The 20,236-nt window shown below is 46.0% G+C and carries 13 protein-coding genes; 9 read left to right on the top strand and 4 right to left on the bottom strand.

Annotation, left to right across the window (positions count from 1 at the left end; genetic code table 11):
- Positions 1-893: 893 nt before the first annotated feature.
- Both V8Z93_RS02955 and V8Z93_RS02960 read right to left on the bottom strand, forming a co-directional pair.
- Complete coding sequence (locus V8Z93_RS02955; protein ID WP_439432813.1) at positions 894-1,556, bottom strand: GDSL-type esterase/lipase family protein; 663 nt, start codon at positions 1,554-1,556, stop codon at positions 894-896.
- A gap of 90 nt (positions 1,557-1,646) precedes the next feature.
- Entirely contained in the window at positions 1,647-3,038 is a 1,392-nt protein-coding gene (locus tag V8Z93_RS02960) for a M16 family metallopeptidase (RefSeq protein WP_439432347.1), read from the bottom strand.
- Between the two features lie 119 nt (positions 3,039-3,157).
- Here V8Z93_RS02960 and V8Z93_RS02965 point away from each other — a divergent pair, with 119 nt between their 5' ends.
- From V8Z93_RS02965 to V8Z93_RS02975, 3 genes are all read left to right on the top strand, one after another.
- Positions 3,158-4,093, top strand: coding sequence for a carbohydrate kinase family protein (locus V8Z93_RS02965; RefSeq protein ID WP_439432348.1), 936 nt, complete (start codon positions 3,158-3,160; stop codon positions 4,091-4,093).
- Positions 4,094-4,106: 13 nt separating this feature from the next.
- On the top strand, positions 4,107-5,294 hold the full coding sequence (locus V8Z93_RS02970; protein WP_040553662.1) for an FprA family A-type flavoprotein: 1,188 nt from the start codon (positions 4,107-4,109) through the stop codon (positions 5,292-5,294).
- A 181-nt stretch (positions 5,295-5,475) separates the two neighbouring features.
- On the top strand, positions 5,476-6,726 hold the full coding sequence (locus V8Z93_RS02975) for an ATP-binding protein (protein ID WP_439432349.1): 1,251 nt from the start codon (positions 5,476-5,478) through the stop codon (positions 6,724-6,726).
- Between the two features lie 188 nt (positions 6,727-6,914).
- Here the strand turns inward: V8Z93_RS02975 and V8Z93_RS02980 are convergent, their stop codons facing one another.
- A complete protein-coding gene (locus tag V8Z93_RS02980; protein WP_439432350.1) occupies positions 6,915-7,454 on the bottom strand; it encodes a TIGR00730 family Rossman fold protein in 540 nt (179 codons plus the stop codon).
- A 228-nt stretch (positions 7,455-7,682) separates the two neighbouring features.
- Here V8Z93_RS02980 and V8Z93_RS02985 point away from each other — a divergent pair, with 228 nt between their 5' ends.
- The 3 genes from V8Z93_RS02985 (at position 7,683) to V8Z93_RS02995 (ending at position 11,628) form a co-directional block, all read left to right on the top strand.
- Positions 7,683-8,933, top strand: a complete 1,251-nt coding sequence (locus V8Z93_RS02985) for an alpha/beta hydrolase family protein (RefSeq protein ID WP_439432351.1) — start codon at positions 7,683-7,685, stop codon at positions 8,931-8,933.
- Between the two features lie 846 nt (positions 8,934-9,779).
- Positions 9,780-10,106: a hypothetical protein gene (locus V8Z93_RS02990; protein ID WP_287803381.1), complete on the top strand. Its 327-nt coding sequence runs from the start codon at positions 9,780-9,782 to the stop codon at positions 10,104-10,106.
- Between the two features lie 115 nt (positions 10,107-10,221).
- The gene (locus V8Z93_RS02995; protein WP_439432352.1) at positions 10,222-11,628 is read left to right on the top strand and encodes a leucine-rich repeat domain-containing protein; all 1,407 of its coding nucleotides are present in this window, start codon (positions 10,222-10,224) and stop codon (positions 11,626-11,628) included.
- Between the two features lie 608 nt (positions 11,629-12,236).
- On the opposite strand, the gene V8Z93_RS03000 is transcribed toward V8Z93_RS02995, so the two are convergent.
- On the bottom strand, positions 12,237-13,817 hold the full coding sequence (locus V8Z93_RS03000; RefSeq protein WP_439432353.1) for a DUF3843 family protein: 1,581 nt from the start codon (positions 13,815-13,817) through the stop codon (positions 12,237-12,239).
- Positions 13,818-14,150: 333 nt separating this feature from the next.
- Here V8Z93_RS03000 and V8Z93_RS03005 point away from each other — a divergent pair, with 333 nt between their 5' ends.
- The 3 genes from V8Z93_RS03005 (at position 14,151) to V8Z93_RS03015 (ending at position 20,224) form a co-directional block, all read left to right on the top strand.
- Positions 14,151-16,124, top strand: coding sequence for a DEAD/DEAH box helicase (locus V8Z93_RS03005; protein WP_439432354.1), 1,974 nt, complete (start codon positions 14,151-14,153; stop codon positions 16,122-16,124).
- A gap of 165 nt (positions 16,125-16,289) precedes the next feature.
- A complete protein-coding gene (locus V8Z93_RS03010) occupies positions 16,290-17,462 on the top strand; it encodes an ATP-binding protein (RefSeq protein ID WP_439432355.1) in 1,173 nt (390 codons plus the stop codon).
- A gap of 14 nt (positions 17,463-17,476) precedes the next feature.
- Entirely contained in the window at positions 17,477-20,224 is a 2,748-nt protein-coding gene (locus tag V8Z93_RS03015) for a beta-glycosidase (protein ID WP_439432356.1), read from the top strand.
- The last annotated feature ends 12 nt before the right edge of the window (positions 20,225-20,236 follow it).

The raw sequence follows: 20,236 nt of genomic DNA on the forward strand, positions 1-20,236 counted from the left end.
ATTCCGTGCGTAATCCGTGAAGCAAGAATGTTCCGTTAACTCAGCGTAATCCGATGAAGAAAAACGATGAAGCAACAAAAAAAGAGGGTGTGTCTTGGACTTTTGACACACCCTCCTGATTTCGTAACGAGAATGTAAAGGTACTTGACCTTTATCAAGAAATCGGGGGTTTCTGAAACTTTTCTTCTAAAACATTTGTGTGCGAACACAAAAGTTTGTATCTTTGCACCGGAATTAAGAAAGAAGGATAAAAGATTGTTAGTTCAGGTAACATAAAGTATTGGTTATAAGGAAGAAAGATTGTTAGAGTAAGGATAACGAAGGTATTAGATAAGGTAAACGAAGGTATTGGATAAGGTGAAAGATTGGAGAAGCAGGGTAACGTTGAAAGATTGTTAATATAAAGGATAATGTTTAATTTAAAGTAAAGAAAGGAAAAGTTATGTTAGTATTAGGAATTGCATTCGCAGCAGTAGTAGCATTCGCTGCAACAGTTGGCGCAGCAAGCAACAAGCTCGCTTAAGTAAAAGCCAACGAGGTAATGAACTTTATGAAGTTCAGAGACTTTAAGAAGTTCAGGTATTTAAAAGTAAAGAACATTAAAAGTTCAAAAACAGTAATTGAAGCAAAGCAGGAAGCCAAAGGGGCTTCCAGAATGTAGGAGGGGAGCCAATGGGGCTTTCCGGATGAGGAGCGGATGATGCTCCTTTTTTCGTTTAACAACAAAAAATCAGACATACATTATATAAAAAGGAATCGGGCGGTTAACAGGTTAACAGTTAACAGCCCGATTTTCTTTGTTTATACCCCTATTCGAGGATGATTTTGAGATTTACCACATAGAAGAAATTACGTAACTTATTGATATGTAGGTAAATCTATCTCTTTTGAATTTATTTCCCAAGATATGGCTTCAGGATTCTAACCCAGTTCTGGTAGCCTTTTCCGAGCAGATGCAAGCCATCGTTGGTATAATCTGGGTTCATGTCCTGGGTTCCAGGAGCCACGAACTCAGAGAAGAGGTCGATGTAGGTCAAGCCGCGGCGGTTGGCGATGTCCTTGATCAGGGCATTGAGGGCAGGAACATCCTTCTTGCGGTTCATGTGGTCAACAAACATGTTGAACTTTGGGTTCAGCGGCAGAACGCTCTGCAGATAGAGTCGGGTAGAAGGAGATTCGTTCTTGATTCGCTCGGCAATCTCATCGATGTCCTTGGCGATGTCCTCGACGCTGCGGCCTCCGGCGAGGTCGTTAATGCCGATCAAGAGGAAAATCTTGGCTGGCTTGCCCTTGGTGATGACGTGGAGGCGGTCGAGCATGGTATCGGCTCTATCGCCGCTGATTCCTCGATTCTTGACGTGTGGGTTGCCGAGCAGTTCCGCCCATTCACCTCCGTTGGTGATGCTGTTGCCCAGGAAGATGATGTCCTTCTTGCTGGTTGGGAGAACTTCAAAGAGCGTAGCTCTCTGATCAAAGAAAGTTGTGTGCTTCCGTCCTTGAGCCTGTAAGGTAGTGCAGGCGCAGAGGAGGCAGATTGATAACATGATTTTTTTCATCATAATGTATAAAAGTTAGTTATTAAAAATGTATTTTAAAGCTTTTGCCCTTTCAGGGCGTGTGGGGCATTGCCTTCTGTCTTTCAAGAACTACTTGAAAATCAGGGTGGTGAGCCTGTCTTTATCAAACAGTTCCTGAGCCACGGCTTGAATCTGGGCGGCGGTAATCTCATCCACCTGCTCGTAGAGGCGGTCAACGTTTTTCTCCCAGCCATAATGCAGGAAGCTCTTGCCGAAGTCGAGGGCGAAGTTCTCGCGGTTGTCGCAAGCCACGCCTATCTGACCCTTTATCTGTTTCTTGGCAGCCTTGAGCTGCGCATCGCTCAATGGCTTCTGCATGAACTTATCCAGTTCCTTGCGAACCAGGCGGAGGCAGCGCTTCACATCGTGCTCATCGCAGCCGAAATAGATGCTCCAGGTGCCCGTGTCGCCATAGGAAACCATCGTGCTTTCTACGGTGTAAACCAGTCCGTTATGCTCTCTGAGGGCGAGGTTCAGTTTGGCGTTCATGCCAGGTCCGCCCAGCATATTATTAAGCAGATAGAGCGGCATTCGGCGGTCATCGTTCACATCGTAAGCCCGGGTTCCAATCATCACATGAGCCTGATGGGTATTCTTCTGCATCACAATCGTTTGCCCGGCAGGCGAACCCATCGGATCCATCGACCCCATCGAATCTATCGCTCCCTGAGAATCCATCGCTCCCCTAGAAATCTGCGTCATCTGCGGAGCCTGCGACATCTGCGTAATCTCAGAATCCCGTGCCCCCGCGAATCCCGTGTCTCCCGTTTCTCCCGAGAAATCTGCGTCATCTGCGAAATCTGCGTGACAACCCTTCTCAGCAAGCTTGCCCGAACTATCATCTGTGAGCGCCTTCCCGATAAGCTTCACCAGTTTCTTGAAATCAATATCCCCGTATGCGAAGAATATCGCATTATCCGGCCGGTAAAGCTTCTGCGTGAACCTCAGCGCATCCTCCGTCTTGAAAGCCCGAACCTGCTCGGCTGTGCCCAGAATATTATGCCCCAGCGGCGAACCCTTGAAGAGGATATTCTCAAACTCATCATATATCAGTTCGGCAGGCGAATCATTATAGCTCTCTATCTCATCGCAGATTACCTCCACCTCCTTGTCTATCTCCGCCTGCGGATAAACCGAGTGGAAGACGATGTCGGAAAGCAGGTCCACGGCCCTTGCGATGTGCTCCTTCAGGATGGCGGAGTAATACACCGTGCCCTCCTTGTTGGTGTAGGCATTCAGGTCGCCGCCCACACTCTCCAAGCAGTTGAGTATGTGCCACGCTTTTCTGCGCTCGGTGCCCTTGAAGGTGACGTGCTCGCAGAAGTGAGCCAAACCCTCCTCGCCCGGCTCCTCGTTGCGGGTGCCGGCATTTATCTGATAGCCGCAATACACCACCTGGCTATCTGATGGCAGGTGGATGATGCGGAGTCCGTTGTCTAATGTATAAGTATTGTATTTCATTTCAAGGTGCAAAGTTACATTGAAAATGTAATTTATCCAAAATATTGAGCATTTATTTTGCATTATCGCCAAAAAGACTTATCTTTGTCCCCAAAAAAATATAATAGAGACATAAAACAATGCGTAAGGTTATAGGAATAGGAGAGACCGTGCTTGACATCATCTTCAAGAACGGCAAGCCGATAGAGGCAGTACCGGGTGGCTCATCGTTCAATGCAGTCATCTCGTTGGGACGTTCGGGCGTGAACGCTTCGTTTATCAGCGAGGCGGGCAACGACCGTATTGGTGAGTATGTGATTCAGTTTCTGAGAGATAATGGGGTGAATGCCGACAATGTGAGCATCTTTCCGGAATCGAAGTCGCCGCTCTCGCTGGCGTTCCTCGACGAGAACAACAATGCCGACTACATCTTCTACAAGGACCATCCCCACGACCAGCTGGAGTTTGCCACTCCCGAAATCAATCCTGGCGACATCGTGCTTTTCGGTTCGTTCTTCGCCCTGAATCCGGTGGTTCGTCCTCAGGTGGCCGGTTTCCTGGAGTACGCCAAGAATCACGGTGCCATCCTCTATTACGACATCAACTTCCGTGCTTCTCATCAGAATGAGATCATGAAGATTACGCCTAATCTGATAGAGAACCTGGAGCACGCCGATTTTGTGCGTGGCAGTCACGAGGACTTCGGAATCCTCTACAAGAAGCCGGATGCGGATAAGGTGTATAATGCCGAAATCAGTTTCTACTGCAAGAAGTTTATCTGCACCCAGGGCGCTGAGCCTGTGGAGGTGAGAGCCGAGAACGGCTTTGCCAAGAGTTATCCTTCGGAGAAGATGAAGCCGGTGAGCACCATCGGAGCAGGCGATAACTTCAATGCCGGCTTCGTATTCGGACTGATTAAGGATGGAATCACCCGCGAGGATATCGACCGTGGATTATCTGAGGCACAATGGGATAGCCTCCTGAAGAGTGCCCAGGAGTTCTCCACCGAATGCTGCAAGGACATCTACAATTATGTTTCCAAGGAATTTGGAGAAGAAAAGAAGAAGGAATTATAAAAATATATAGATTATGACTGAGATTACAAACAAGATTTATTACGTAGGCGTTAACGACCGCAACAAGCATCGTTTCGAGGGCCTCTGGCCTTTGCCTAACGGAGTGAGCTACAACTCTTATATCATTGACGATGAGAAGGTAGCGCTGGTAGATACTGTAGAGGTAGATTTCTTCACCCAGTTCCTGGAGAACATTCACGAGGTGATTGGCGACCGCGAAATCGATTACCTCATCATCAACCACATGGAACCTGACCACAGCGGCTCCATCGCCCTCATCAAGAAATATTACCCTAACATCAAGATTGTGGGTAACAAGAAGACCTTGGGAATGCTGGAAGGCTTCTATGGCGTAACTGATGACGTGGTAGAGGTGAAGAATGGCGAAACCCTGTCACTCGGAAACCATGAGCTGAGCTTCGTTCTCATCCCTATGGTTCACTGGCCAGAGACGATGGTAACCCTCGATGCAAAGAACAAGGTGCTCTTCTCGGGCGATGCGTTCGGCTGCTTCGGTGCGCTGAACGGCGGAATCATCGATACGGAAATCAACTGCGAGACTTTCTGGCTGGAGATGGTTCGCTACTACTCAAACATTGTGGGTAAGTATGGAATCCCTGTTCAGAATGCGTTGAAGAAGTTGGCTGGCGTGGAGCTGGATTACATCTGCTCAACCCATGGTCCGGTTTGGCACGAGCATATTGAGAAGGTTATCGGCATGTATGATAAGATGTCGAAGTACGAGACGGAGCCGGGCTTGGTTATCTGCTACGGCACCATGTACGGCAACACCGAGCGTATGGCCGAAATCATCGCCCGTGCAGCAAGCAAGGCTGGCGTGAAGAACATCGTGATGTATAATATCTCGAAGACTCACCACAGCTACATCCTGCGCGACATCTTCCGCTATAAGGGTCTCATCGTGGGTGCTCCAACCTACAATGCCGGTCTTTATCACGAGATGGAGGTCCTCCTCTCTGAGCTTGCCAATAAGGACGTCAAGAACCACCTTCTTGGCTGGTATGGTTCTCATTGCTGGGCAAGCAAGGCTGTGGCTAAGATTCAGGAGTGGAACGAAACCAAGCTCCACTATGAGCCTGTGGGCGAGCCGGTAGATATGAAGCAGGCGATTACTCCAGAGGTAAAGGCGCAGTGCGAGGCTCTGGGTAAGGCGATGGCTGAGAAGCTGCTGGCGGAATAAAAGTTTAAGGGCGGAAGAACAGCTGGGGTTAACAGAGTTAACAGTTGTTTTTCCGCTCTTTCTTTGTTTAAATACCTTTAAATATTTCGTGTAAATTACGATAAAACTTGGTGAAGTTGTGTAAAAAGCGTATATTTGCGACTGAAAACCGTGTCTTGACACAAAAAAACGTCATAAAACTATGTATTTTGAACGTAAAGCATACTTGAAAGAACTCATTTCGGCAGAAGGCAATGGGATGATAAAGATTATCACCGGCATTCGCCGTTGTGGTAAATCCTTTTTTTTGTTCAACATCTTCCGCAAGCATTTGCTTGAAAGAGGTGTTGCGGAAGATCATATCATACAAGTAAATCTTGAAGACCGTAGAAACAAGAAACTCCGTGATCCTGATGCTTTGCTGGAGCATATCGATGCTTTGATGAAAGATAAGGATAGGTATTACATTCTTCTTGATGAGGTACAGATGGTGAAGGAGTTTGAGGATGTGCTCAACTCTTATCTCCATGTAGAGAATGCCGAAGTGTATGTTACTGGTTCCAATGCCCGATTCTTATCGAAGGATGTGATAACTGAGTTTCGTGGTCGAGGTTGGGAAATCCGAATTCATCCACTGAGTTTTTCTGAATATTATGAAGTGGTAGGAGGAGAGGAGCGTCAAGCCCTGGAAACCTATTATCTTTATGGTGGATTGCCTGCTGTGGCGCAGATGGAAACTCCTGAAGCGAAACAGAGTTATCTTCGTGAGATTTACGAGACGGTTTATCTGAAGGATGTTTTGGAGCGTAATCGCCTGAAGAATTCTGATGGAATGCGCGAGTTGGTGCGCCTTCTGGCTTCTACGATTGGTTCCTGTACAAATGTGCAGAGAATTTCTAATACGTTCAAATCTGTTGGAGGAGTGGAAATCGGTACTAAAACCATTGGCAGGTATCTGGAGAACCTGCAGGATTCCTTCATCATCAGCGAGGCTTTGCGCTATGATGTGAAGGGGCGCAAATATATTGGTACTGGTACCAAGTATTATTTCGAGGACATCGGTATTAGAAATGCCGTGGTAGATTTCCGACAGATAGAATACACTCATATCATGGAAAACGTGGTTTATAACGAGTTGCGGAAGCAGGGTTATACTGTGGATGTGGGGTCAGTGGAGAGCTTCAAGCGGGATGAGAATGGCAAGCTGCAGCGTAGGAATCTTGAGATAGATTTCGTGGTGAACCGTCATGATGAACGCCTCTATATCCAGTCGGCTTACGCCTTGCCAGATAAGGAGAAGGTAGATCAGGAGCAGGCTTCTCTTTTGAATGTAAACGATGGCTTCCGCAAACTGATAATCGTAGGGGATAGGTATCGTTCGGGTTATAATGAAGAAGGCATTCTGATGATGAGCCTCTCCGATTTCCTTTTGGGGAAAGAAAATAAGGGATAGATGGTCTTGAAGAAAATATCAAGGGCGGAAGAACAACTGGGGTTAACAGAGTTAACAGTTGTTTTTCCGCTCTTTCTTTTGTTTCTGAGTGTTTCGTTTATAGGCTTCTATTCCTTCCTTAATATCAAAAATGTGCAAGTTTGCCACTTTTTGCTATGAGAAATGTGCAAGTTTGCCGAAAAATCATATTAATGGGAATTTTCAACTATCACCTTTAACTCTTCCAGGTTATCCGCCACTTCAATCACATCTCGCCAATTGCCACGAATCATGCTTTTCTCTGCCATATCGTCCAAAAGAGCAATAGTGGAGTTCCAGAAGCCTTTCATGTTGTAGAGAATCACCATCTTGTGGTGGTAGCCGATGGTGTGGGCGGCGGCGATGGTGAAGATTTCATCCAGGGTGCCGATGCCGCCAGGAAGGGCTACGAAGATGTCGCTCTGGGCAAGCATCAGGTCCTTGCGGTCGCTGAGATTATCACACGGAATCTCGATGTCGAGGTCAGGGAAGGTTCTGCCTCCTCGCTCTACAAGCGTAGGAACCACACCGATGGTTCTGCCGCCATTCGCCTTCACTGCCTTGCCGATGCAATCCATCAGACCAGAGTTGCAGCCGCCGAAAACCAGGTCGTGGCCGTTCTCAGCCATCCACTTTCCCATCTCTTCAGTCATCGTGAAGAAGTCGGGGTCGATATTCTTATTTGCTGAACAAAAAACTGCTATTTTCATGTCTTTATTTTTCTATTTGATGATGTTTTATCTGTTGTTTATTGATATTTTATCTTCTATTTGATAATGTTTTATCCGTTATTTATAGATGTTTAGGCAAAGGTACGCAAAAATTTCGAGATTATTGGACTCTTTTTGCGGATAATTTCTTAATTTTGCAAACTATAACTAATCTTATAAACAGGAAGATAGATTTCTTATCAACAAAATTATAAACAGAAAGATAGAATGAAAAGGATTATCACATATAGTATTATTGCATTGTTGCAGGCGTCGGTTGCGCTTGCTCAGACCTCTGTATCGCTTGCTCAGACCTCTGTATCGCTTGCACAAACCCCTTCGAAGCCGAAGTTTCAGAAGCGGGAGAAGTATGAATGGCAGGGAGAGATTCCTACCTATGTAGAAACGCTGAAGAAGGAACTGACGTATCCGATGGCTTGGGGAAACAGTCCGATTAAGAACTTCAAAAAATGGAAGAAGGCGACAAGAGCGAAGGTGTTTGAATGCATGATGACGCCTCCGAAAGCGGCTGCGGCTTGGAATATGGAAGTATTGGGCGAGGAACAGAGAGACGGATATAAGGCGCAGAAAATCGCCTTTAATATCAACGCCTATTCCCGAATTACGGCTTATCTCCTGATTCCGGATGGCAAGGGCCCGTTCCCAACAGTCAATGCGCTTCATGATCATGGCGCTCATCTCTTTATCGGAAAGGAGAAGATGGTTCGCCCTTTCTTTACTCCGGAAGAAAAAGATTCCCCTACGAAGCAGGCACTCTGTCAGGAAATCTTGGATGATGCGGATGCGTGGGCAAAGCAGCTTTATGATAATCAGTACGTGGGCGATTATCTGGCGAAACATGGTTACGTGGTCTTTTCGGCAGATGCTCCGATGTGGGGAGAACGAGGCCGGAAGGAAGGCGTGGATAGAAACAAATACGACCTGATAGCCGGCAATATGATGATGCTGGGTAGAGACCTCTCTGCCTTCATGACTTACGATGATATCGCCAGCACCGAGTTCCTGGCTTCGCTGCCGATGGTAGATGCGAAGCGTATCGGATGCGTGGGGTGTTCGATGGGAGCCTATCGCTCGTGGATGCTCTCTGCCTTATCGGATAGAATCAAGGCGGGTGCTTCTATCTGCTGGATGATTACTACGGACGCGCAGCTTACCCGGAGATTCGGAAGAAAGGAGAATGGCGGTTTTGCGAATTGCATCCCGGGGTTGAGGCAATATCTCGACTATCCTCACATCGCCTCCCTCGCCTGTCCGAAGCCGATGCTCTTCATCAATGGCACAAAAGACAAGCTCTTCCCCGTGCCTGGTGTAGAAGATGCTTTCAGCGAAATGCACAAGGTTTGGAAGAGTCAGGGAACTGATAATCTGCTGGATACCGAGCTTTGGGATATTCCTCATTCCTGCGGTTTGAAGGCGCAGGAGAAAATGCTGGAGTTTCTGAATAAGAATCTGAAATAGGGGTTAACAGAGTTAACAGTTAACAGCTGTTTTTCTGTACCTTCTTCTCTTAAATATCAAAAGTCTACTACGCTAACGCCATTTTTTAAGGGGTTAGCGTAGTAGACTTTTGTATTTTTACTTGTGTACTTATTCCATTATTCCCGATTATGCGGCTTGGTTAATCAAGCGCAGGGAGTTGTTCAGGCAAGCTACAGGAACGAAGAAGACTCTCCATTTAACAATGATAACTTCGTATGGTGTAGAGCATAATGCTGGTTGGCAAAACATTCAGAACGAGGTGGTGCTGGATGATTTGTTCAAAGTAGAATAGATAAAGGGCTTTTGTGGCTGTTTGTGTGCCTTCACACAACAGAATCTTTATGTTTCTTGAAAAAAATAATCGGAAATGATACGACTTTCCGATTATTTTCATTACCTTTGCACGCAGATACCCGTTCGCTCACGCCGAGTTGATGCTTTTCTTCCTTTTCAAGAGGGTAGATGGCTGAGACGAGGACTTGGGAGGGTAGAGGTATCATACATAATATTAAAGTGCGTTTACTATGCGCTTAGTTCTTGATGAACAGAAACCTGGCAGTTTCAGAATCTTATCAAAGACTATGCAACGGTAGATGCTCTCGGGATGTGTATATCCACATCTCTGTACTGATGTGGCACCCTCCGCAAGTAGGGTGTCCAATTCTGTATAGGGATAAGTGTATCATATCGGCGTGGGCTTCGATGTTGTTCGTTTCGATAAGATGGGCTTGCCAGGGCCTCTGTTCATGAAGCGAGCAACGGGCAAGTTCACGCTTTCTTTTTGTTGTGTAGTTAACAGATTGTTTCACATTAAAAAGTACGATTATGGTACGACCAAAGTTATCATTTGATGTTAAAGCGGATAAAATGAAAGCGATAGCTGACTATGTCCGTACACATGTTTCTTCAATTTCATTCTTGGGGAATGCGAAAGGGTTAAAGGTAAAGAGTGCAATTTTAGAACCGGGAAGTATCCAACTACCTTCTGAGACCGACTCACATTGGAATGTAAGTGGTCGTGTTAAATTGGGTATTGAAAAGGAGGATGGAGTTCTAGAAGACAACTTCTTTTTTACCTGCAATTGCGAATTAAGCAAAGGTGATGAAGGAGAGCCTATAGTAACTGGGCTAACAAGTATTATAATATTATAATAGGAGAAAGAATATAAAATTAAAATTTATGAGAACATTTACGTTTAAAGGGCTGTTTTTAACTGCGGTATTTATGTTGCTTGGTTGTTTATCAATCCAAGCTGCTGATGACGACTTGATTACAAGGCAAATCACCATCAAGTTGGATAAGGCAGGTACTTTACCAGACAAGATTGGAAGTAGTAAGAAGAATCTGATTACCAAGTTGAAGATTGTTGGTGAAGTTAATGGTACTGATTGGTGTTTTATCCGTGAGATGGCTGGAAGTGGTTATGATGGTAAATCTACTGAAGGAAAACTCTCTGTATTAGATTTGTCCGAGGCAAAGATTGTAGAAGGTGGTTATTATTATAATAAGTATTATTATTATGAAAATGATGTTTATTATTATAAAAATTGTTATACTTCTAATGATGTAATAGGCAAGTGCGCATTCAAGGGCTGTAGCGGATTAACGAGTTTAACCCTTCCTGCTGGTATTACCGAGATAGGCGATGAGGCATTCGAATATTGTAGCGGATTAACGAGTTTAACCCTTCCTGATGGTATTACCGAGATAGGCAGTAGCGCATTCAAGGGCTGTAGCGGATTAACGAGTTTAACCCTTCCTGCTGGTATTACCGAGATAAGCTCTTACGCATTCTCTTCCTGTAGCGGATTAACGAGTTTAACCCTTCCTGCTGGTATTACCTCAATAGGCGATGATGCATTCTATGGCTGTAGCGGATTAACGAGTTTAACCCTTCCTGCTGGTATTACCACAATAGGCGGTAGCGCATTCGAAGGTTGTAGCGGATTAACGAGTTTAACCCTTCCTGCTGGTATTACCTCAATAGGCGATGATGCATTCTATGGCTGTAGCGGATTAACGAGTATAACCATACCTAATGGAGTTACCCAAATAGACAAGAACGCATTCAGAGACTGTACCGGATTAACGAGTTTAACCCTTCCTGCTAATATTAAAAGGATAGGCGAAAGCGCATTCAAGAACTGTAGCAGATTAACGAGTTTAAACCTTCCTGCAGGTATTACCACGATAGGCAGTAGCGCATTCTATGGCTGTAGCGGATTAACGAGTTTAACCATACCTGATGGTGTTACTAAAATTGGCAAATATGCCTTCTCTAACTGTAGTTATTTAACTAGTTTGACTATACCTTCTAGCGTAAACTCTTTAGGTGAGTATGCTTTCAAAAATTGCTCATCCTTACAGTCTGTACATGTTAGCTGGTCAACTCCGATTTCTGCAGGCAAAGCGTTTAATAAGGCTGATGTCAGTAAATGTACTTTGTATGTACCACAAGGCACAGAGCAGGACTATTTCCTTGCTGACGTATGGGGCGATTTTGGAAATATTGTAGAATACGATCCTACTGGCATTGATAAGGTAACAACCTCTACCGATGCCAAGGAACTCTCTCGCTATTCAGTAAATGGTCAGCGATTGGCTACTCCAACCAAGGGCTTGAACATCGTGAAGTATAGCGATGGTAGTGTGAAGAAAGTTGCTGTTCAATAGCTTTGGCTAACGAACGCAATATAATGATAGATTCAAGTAATTTTGTAGATGAGTAAATTAATTAAAAATTTTAGCAAGTATGTGGGATACCATGTTTTTGTTATTTGTGCTTTGCTGTGTACGCGTGCACATCAACGTCAATCTTTAAGCGAAAGTTTGCCTTTCCCTCTTTGGATATTCTAGAACACTCAGAGAGGAAAGAATTATTAGATCAATCATCATTGGGAGTGAAGCCTGCTAACTCCCTCTTATCAGATCAGTAGGTAAAGAATTCTTTTGGGCACGAGTAATCGTGCCCTTTTTGATTTCTAATTTGTCTTATATCTTAACTTTTTGCCTTTAAATCCCCCAAAAGTATGTTTTTTTCGAGATTTGGGGAATTTGACGACAAATATTGTATCTTTGCACTGTTTATTTAACGCACATTAATTTAACGGCTGTTACATTATGAAGTGCGGCTTGGTTAATCAAGTGTAAGCAAATTTTAAATTAGTGATTTTGGAATAACTAACTGAGAAATTACTAAAAATAAAAAAGAGCGGAAGAACAACCGGGGGTTAACAAAGTTAACAGTTAACAGTTGTTTTTCCGCTCTTTTCAATATGATTTTACCACAATTCTGCTGGCGACAGATCCTTGTCCTTTCTGCCCATCAGATAGTAATCGGCAAGGAACTGGAGGTTTGCCTGGGTAATCTTCAAGCCTGCCTCCTTTACGTATCGGCTGGTGAAGAGGTTGGCATCAGGCAACATGTTGTTGTCTATCAGCTTGCACACAATCTCGTAAGGGAATGGGCGACCGTTGCCGCTGATGATGTTGAAAGCATCAACTTCTGCACGCTCAGCGTTGTAATATGGATTCTCAGGAGCTGCAATGCAATGAGCCATACCGAAACAGATGTTGATGCCCGTATATGGACTTCCGCAAACGATGATTCCCTTCTCGTATTTTGGAGGGAACTTGATGTTGGCAGGTAATTCGATGCCTACCTCCTGCAAGAACTCCTTCAGGGTCTTGACATCCTCCAGGAAGATGAACTTATCCCCGAAATCTTTCGCCTTGAGCAGGTTGTAATCGTGGATAGGCTGCTTGTGGTTCAGGCGGTCTTTCTCTGCCTCAATCTGCTCCTTGTTCTCCTCGTAAGGAGGGTTCAGCAAGGCACCCGTCTGCCACCAGTCACCACCGAAGTAGAAGAGGTTGGTAACTATCAGCTGTTCGCCGCTGAGGAATGCGCTCGCATCCTCGATGTTGGTTGAATCCTTGCGTACTCTGAGCAGATTCTCCTCATCTGCATCATCCTTTGAAGTCTCTTCCGAAGCATCATATACATCTTTCAGATAGAAGAAGTTATCATCCTCCTTGATCATCTTGAAGGCACGGGTACTCTTGTAGTCGATGTCTGTCCAGAGCTTGTGGGCAGGATGATGTTCGCTCACCTTGGCAAGCCATTCGGCAGAGGTGAGGGCAAGCAGGTTGTTGCGGCTGTTCATCGTTTGTTCTATCTGGATAGAGTAGGCGATGATGTCGTTGAAGCCCTGTGGAGAGTGGGCGAGGCGCTCCAGCTCCATCTGAAGGCGGAAGCGGTTGCCCACGTTGAAGTAGCAGCCATAATGGAACCAGGCCAGTGCATCGCGATATTCATAGAACTTATCCTCATCGGTAGGCAGTTCGCAGAGGAACTCATAGAGGCGGTCGTTCTCTGGTGCCGTTTCATACTCCTTGTCGAGCACATTGTAGGCAAGCTTTGCAGCCAGCTCTATGGTGCTGAAGAGGAAAGGCACGGCTCCCTGCACATGACTGCTCTGCTGATAATGATGCCAGCAGAGGAACTTGATGTCGGCAAAGTTGATTTCGTCCGGGTCGTATGGAGGCATATTTTCGTTCAGGGTATTCTGGATGAAATCGTCCTCGTTCTCATAGAAAGGGATGTAGGAGCCGTAGCGCTTCTTGCATTCGGCAGTAAAGGTCTTCCAGATGCAGGTGCCTGAGATGATGTCCTCGAAGTAGCCGGCGATGCTGAGTGCAAGCTGCTTGGCTTCCTCCACGTTTGGAAACTGGTGGGTGAAGCATGCCTCGTCAAGGGCGTGATATATTTCGTTGGCAAGTTCTGTGTAGTACTGGTCAACGTCGTTTGGCTTCTCGTATGGATGCATTGCCATCCACTCTTGGGTGAAAATTACCTTCTTCATATCGTTTGATTCTTTGTTGTTTCGAGGTTATAACGGATGCATCGTATAGGTGCGAGGGTCGTTATTCTCATTGTTTGTTATTATCAATTGTTAGTCGTTCGGCATAGAATGTCGCCCGATTTATCTGTAAAGATAATGCAAAGATAATGATTTCTGCGCAAAAAATGCAAGAAACTCGCATTTTTTTCGTATCTTTGCACCCGAATTTAGGCAATCTTAATAAAAGCGTAGGATTGCCGCAAGCGTTTCGGAAGGATTTTGCACCCTAATTCATGGCTGGGAGGGTGAATTCGGCCTTCCATTTTGATTATAATGAATTAAGGTTAAAAAGATTTGAAGACATTTGAAGAATTGGGCGTGAGCGAGGAGATTCGCCGTGCCATCGAAGAGCTTGGATTTGAAAATCCAATGCCAGTTCAGGAAGAAGTTATCCCATATTTGCTTGGTAATAAGAACGACGTGATTGCGTTGGCGCAGACTGGTACGGGTAAGACTGCATCTTACGGTATTCCGGTTATCCAGAAAACTGATGCCAGCAGCAAGCAGACACAGGCTATCATCCTCAGTCCTACACGTGAGCTCTGTCTCCAGATAGCAGACGATTTGAACAGTTTTGCCAAGTACATCGACGGTTTGCATATTGCCGCTGTTTATGGCGGTACCGACATCGGAAGCCAGATTCGCACCCTGAAGCATGGTGTGCAGATTATCGTGGCTACCCCTGGCCGTCTGCTCGATTTGATTAATCGTGGCGTGGCTCTGTTGGAGAACGTGAACAATGTGGTGCTTGATGAGGCTGACGAGATGCTCAACATGGGCTTCTCTGAGAGCATCAATGCCATCTTTGAGAACGTTCCAGAGGATAGAAACACCCTGCTCTTCTCGGCTACCATGAGCAAGGACATCGAGAAGATTGCCCTCAACTATCTGCACGACCACAAGGAAATCGTGGTAGGTTCGCGCAACGAGGGTGCTGAGCATGTAAACCACATCTACTATCTGGTAAATGCCAAGGACAAGTATCTCGCCCTGAAGCGCGTGGTGGATTTCTATCCACGCATCTTTGCGATTATCTTCTGCCGCACCAAGCTGGAGACTCAGGATATTGCAGATAAGCTGATTAAGGATGGTTATAATGCAGAGGCGCTGCACGGCGACTTGAGTCAGCAGCAGCGTGACCTCACTATGCAGAAGTTCCGCAACCATACCGTTCAGTTCCTGGTGGCTACTGATGTGGCTGCCCGTGGTCTGGACGTAGATGATCTGACTCACGTTATCAACTACGGTTTGCCTGATGATGTGGCAAGTTACACCCACCGAAGCGGCCGTACGGGTCGTGCCGGAAAGAAGGGAACATCCATCTCCATCATCCATACCAGAGAGAAGTTCAAGGTTCGCCAGATAGAGAAGCAGATTGGCAAGGACTTCGTGGATGGCGTTTTGCCAACCCCAGAGGAAATCTGCAAGAAGCAGCTCTTCAAGACCATGGACGACATCATGAAGACCGATGTGGACGAGGATCAGATTGAACCATACATGGCAGAAATCAACCGCCAGTTTGAGTACATCGACAAGGAGGACATCATCAAGAAGATGGTAACCATCACCTTCGGTAAGTTCCTCGATTACTATAAGAACGCTCCTGAGATCATCAAGCCGGAAACCGGCAAGGGTTCCCGTGGCGGTGAGGGTCGTGGAAATCGTGGCGAAGGCCGTGGCAAGGTTTCCAATGGCCGCAGAAAGCATGAGACTGAGGCTGGTTTCAAGAGACTGTTCATCAACCTGGGTAAGGCGGATGGTTTCTATCCGGGCGAAATCATGCAGTATCTGAACAAGCACGTGAAGGGTCGCCAGGAGGTGGGTCACATCGACCTGCTGAGTAAGTTTGCCTACATCGAGGTGCCTGAGGAGGATGCGAAGCGCGTGATGAAGGCATTGAACGGTACTGAGTATAAGGGCAGAACCGTGAGATGTAACGATGCTGATGAGGAAGGTCATGGCAGAGCAGCCCGTGGCGGACGCGATTCTGAGAGTCGTGGCGGCCGTTCTTCTGAAAGAGGAGGTCGCAGTTCAGAAGCTCGTGGTCGCAGAGGTTCTTCTGAAGATGCAAGAGACTCTCGTGATGCTCGTGGAAAGGGAGGACGTGGAAGCCGTGGCGAATCTCGTGGCGGAAGAAAATCACGCAGCCAGGAGGATACAGGCGATTGGCGCCAGTTCTTCCAGAACAACGACAACGTGAAGTTCAAGGGCGAGGAGCCAAACTTCGAGGAAGAAGGTTGGGCTCGCCGCAGACCTAAAAAGAAGTAGTTTAGGCAGCGATTTATAATAAGATGAAAGCCTGCATCAAAGGGATGTTTTGATGCAATATCCATATTTTGCGGTAAAAATACAGCAATTTCTTTGGTAAATTGCGGTGTTTTTACCGCAATTTTTGTATATTTGCAGCCGTAAACATCAAATAAGGCAAGAAATATGGAATTATTGAAGCAACTTTCAGACAATCTTATCAAGCGTACCGATACTCGATACCTACGATATATGTATCATCAGATTCCTTGGTCGAATCGGATGACGGCCCTTGTTGGACCTCGTGGAGTCGGCAAGACAACACTCCTTTTGCAGTATATCAAATTGAATCTTCAGATGAAAGACACACTCTATGTGAGTGCGGAATCTATCTATTTCGCTAATCATACTCTCTTTGAAACTGCAATGAAGTTTAGCCAACTTGGAGGCAAGCATCTTTTTATCGATGAAATACATAAATATAAGGGATGGGCTACAGAACTTAAGATGATATACGATAATCTGCCAACCTTGCAAGTGGTATTTACCGGTTCTTCTGTGCTTGATATTTATAAAGGTACAGCAGATTTAAGTAGACGAGTACTGGTCTTTACGATGCAAGGCTTGTCTTTTCGTGAATACATCGGTATGGAAAAGGGCATAGACATTCCTGTCTCTACATTGGAACAAATCGTAAATAATGAGGTAGTATTGCCGGAGGAGATAGAGCATCCGTTGGCATTATTTCATGAATATCTGCGCAAGGGTTACTATCCTTTTTCAAAGGATGAGGGCTATAGGATGCGACTGAATCAAGTGGTGAGTATGACTTTGGAGACGGATATTCCACAATATGCCAATTATACGGTGATGGTGTCTAGAAAACTGAAGGAACTGATGCAGGTAATAGCTGATAGTGTGCCTTTCAAGCCAAACATGAGTACCATTGCTACAACTATCAAGGTGGATCGCAATAATCTGCCCGATTACTTCGAACTGATGGAGCGTGCAGGTTTGATAGCCCAACTTCACGAGTCCATAGGAGGAGTGCGTGGTTTGGGCAAAGTAGAAAAGGTGTATCTTGATAATACCAACCTCTCCTTTGCACTCTCTTCTTCGATGCCTGATATTGGCAATCAGCGAGAGACTTTCTTTTTTAATCAGATGCGTGTGAATCATGCTGTCTTCAATTCTCCAATCTCTGATTTCCAGATAGAAGACAAGACTTTTGAGATTGGAGGTAAAAAGAAAGGTCAGAAGCAGATTTCTGAGGCTAAAGAGGGATATGTTGTGAAGGATGATATAGAGACAGGCATGGGTAATGTTATTCCACTCTGGGCTTTTGGTATGAACTATTAGACAATTATAAGTTAATGAAGAAAACTATTCTTATCGCTTGTCTGGGACTGGTAAGTCTGGGCTTGCAAGCACAGAGCATTTCGCTCGTTGGTGAATGGAATGTAGAGTTGGGAAAGAGCGGTAGTGCTTTTGCCAAGAATAAGCGTGCCTCGCAGGGTGAGGTGAAGCACGCCATCCTCCCAGGCACCATCGACACGAACCATCTGGGATTCGCTCCGAAAGATACGATGGAAACAACGCATCTTACGAGGCTCTATGCCTATAAAGGAGCTGCAAGATATTCCAGAACCATCAATATCCCGAAGGATTGGAAGAAGAAGCCGGTAGAACTCTTCCTGGAGCGTACCCGACCGACATGGGTGTATGTGGATGGAGAACTGGTGGATTCCTGCAACTTCATCTCTACTCCCCAGCGCTATCTTCTACCAAAGAAGGTGAAGCCGGGCAAGCATCTCCTGGAAATCGTGGTGGATAATGGAAGAGGTGTGCCTGATCAGGTTTACGGTTCCAGCCATGCTTATACGGAAGATACGCAGACCAACTGGAATGGAATTATCGGAAGGATAGAACTCCAGCTTGCCTCTTCTACCGATTGCAAATCGACAGAAACACTGGCAGGAGCAATCTCAAGCCGTTCTGTAGCTTCTCCTTCCGCCCTTCAGATGCCTGATTTCGCCAGGGATTTCCATATTGAGGGCGCTCACTTCTACGCCAATGGTCATAGGATATTCCTCCGTGGCAAGCACGATGCGGCTGTATGGCCGCTGACGGGACATGTGGAGATGAGCGTGGAAGGCTGGATGAAGTATCTCGGAACCTGCAAGGAGTATGGAATCAACCATGTGCGCTTTCATTCCTGGTGTCCACCGGAGGCGGCTTTCGTGGCAGCGGACAGTCTGGGAATCTATCTTCAGCCGGAGCTTCCTTTCTGGGGCTCTTTTGATAAGAAGGATGAAAGGCTGATGGCGTTCCTGCATCAAGAAGGCGAGAACATCCTCAGAGAATACGGTCATCATCCATCTTTCAGAATGATGGCACTGGGTAATGAACTCTGGGGCGACATCGACAAGATGAAGGAGTTTGTGGATGATTTCCGCAAGATTGCGCCCGATAAATACTATACCTTCGGCAGCAATTACTATCTCGGTTATCAGGGAATAAAAGAAGGAATGGATTACTTCACCACTTGCCGTATCGGAGGCGAGGGATGGGGCAAATACAATACCCATACCCGTGGTTCCTTCTCGTTTGCCGATGCCTACGATGGAGGAATGATCAATCATTTCCATCCTAATTCTACGATGAATTTTGATGAGGCTTGCGATAAGGTCGGAATCCCTATCATCTCTCACGAAACAGGCCAGTTTCAGACCTATCCTGATTATCGGGAGATGAAGAAATACACCGGAGTGCTTCATCCTTATAACTTTGAAGTGTTCCGCCGCAGGCTGGCTGCAGCCGGAATGCTCTCGCAGGCAGATGATTTCCACAAGGCTTCGGGTTTATGGAGCGTGAAACTCTATAAAGCCGATATAGAGATGGATTTGAGGACCCGGAATATGGCGGGCTTCCAACTACTCGATATTCAGGATTATCCCGGTCAGGGAAGTGCTTTCGTAGGCATCTTGGATGCGTTTATGGAGAGCAAGGGAATCACTACGCCCGAGGAATGGCGCCAGTGGTGTTCGCCTGTGGTTCCTCTGTTGGTAATGAAGAAGTTCTGCTTCGAGGATGGCGAGAAGATTCAGGCTAAGGTTAAGGTTGCCAACTATGGCGGTTCTTCGCTGAAGGGCAAGAAACTGAAATGGCATCTGGCTGCCGAGAACGGATTGTTCTGTATGGATGATGGAACTTTCAGCACCAAGGATGGTGAAGTGAGAAAGAATGTGGGCGACTTGATGGCTGAGGATGAGGGAGTATTGAACATCTTTTCATACGATGAAGGTTTGGTGGATGTGGGTGAACTGAATGGTGTTTTCCACGTACAGAAACCTACCAAGCTGCTTCTTACATTAAACATAGAAGGAACAGAGGCGAGAAACTCCTACGAACTTTGGGTTTATCCTAAGAAGGCTTTGGAAAAGAAGGGCGTCATCATAGCCAAGGATTTGAACCAGGAAGTAGTGAAAGTCTTGGAAAATGGCGGAAAGGTGCTTTGGATGCCTACGGCTTCCAGCCATTTCGTGGCTGCCGATGATACGTTATCGCAGGCAGATAATTCGGTTTTGCAGGCAGATAACGCTACTCCTTATACGGTGGGCGGACTCTTCCAGACCGATTACTGGAACTATCGCATGTTCAAGACCATCTGTGAGAACAACAAAAAGAAGGTTTCTCCAGGAACTCTGGGCATTCTGACGAATCCGGAACATCCGATATTCAAGGGATTCCCAACGGAGATGCACACCAACTGGCAATGGTTCCCGGTAATTAAGGAATCGCATCCGCTGGTGCTTGACAACTTCGCCAAGGATTATCGCCCGGTAGTTCAGGTGATAGATAATATCGAGCGGAATCATAAGTTGGGTTTGGTGATGGAATGGAAGGTGGGAGCCGGAAAGCTTCTCGTCTGCATGAGTGATTTGGAAAAGGCTGCCAAATATCCGGAAGGCAAGGCTTTCTATCAGAGTGTAATTGATTATATGCGCTCTGCCGATTTCAATCCATCTGCAGAAATAACGGTGGATGAATTGAAAAAGAAACTCGCCGAGAAGCCTCGTCAGGTTTCATTGAAGGAGCTGAATAATATCTCGCAATATTAGTTGCGAACCTAT

This window comes from Segatella copri (genome assembly GCF_051861805.1).
Taxonomy (GTDB): domain Bacteria; phylum Bacteroidota; class Bacteroidia; order Bacteroidales; family Bacteroidaceae; genus Prevotella; species Prevotella copri_M.